Source organism: Kineobactrum sediminis (assembly GCF_002868715.1).
In the GTDB taxonomy this organism is placed as follows: Bacteria; Pseudomonadota; Gammaproteobacteria; order Pseudomonadales; family Halieaceae; genus Kineobactrum; species Kineobactrum sediminis.
This window is the reverse complement of the sequence record NZ_PKLZ01000036.1, coordinates 1-390: the sequence shown is the minus strand read 5'-3', so window position 1 is coordinate 390 and position 390 is coordinate 1. Positions and strand designations below refer to the sequence as shown.

At 29.2% G+C, this 390-nt stretch carries 1 protein-coding gene; it reads right to left on the bottom strand.

The window, feature by feature from the left end:
- Window positions 1-200: 200 nt before the first annotated feature.
- Window positions 201-390 (bottom strand): hypothetical protein (locus tag CWI75_RS18465; protein WP_158540204.1); only part of this gene is annotated, 190 nt, incomplete at its 5' end.

The window sequence follows — 390 nt, the reverse complement described above, 5'->3', positions numbered from 1 at the left end:
AATTTAATGTTTTTAAACTATTAGATAATACTGCGATGGTTATATTCAACTAATCATAAGGATATTGGGACGTTATATTTAATATTTGGTGTTTGATCGGCTATAATGGGAACTGCTATAAGAGTTTTGATTCGAATGGAATTAGGAAATCCTGGTAGATTGTTAGGAAATGATCATATATATAATGTTATAGTTACTGCTCATGCTTTTGTAATAATTTTTTTTATAGTGATACCAATTCTTATTGGAGGATTTGGTAATTGATTGGTACCTTTAATATTGGGAGCTCCTGATATATCTTTTCCTCGAATGAATAATCTTTCTTTCTGATTATTACCTCCTTCTTTATTTTTGTTATCTATATCTTCTATAGTGGAGATAGGGGTTGGT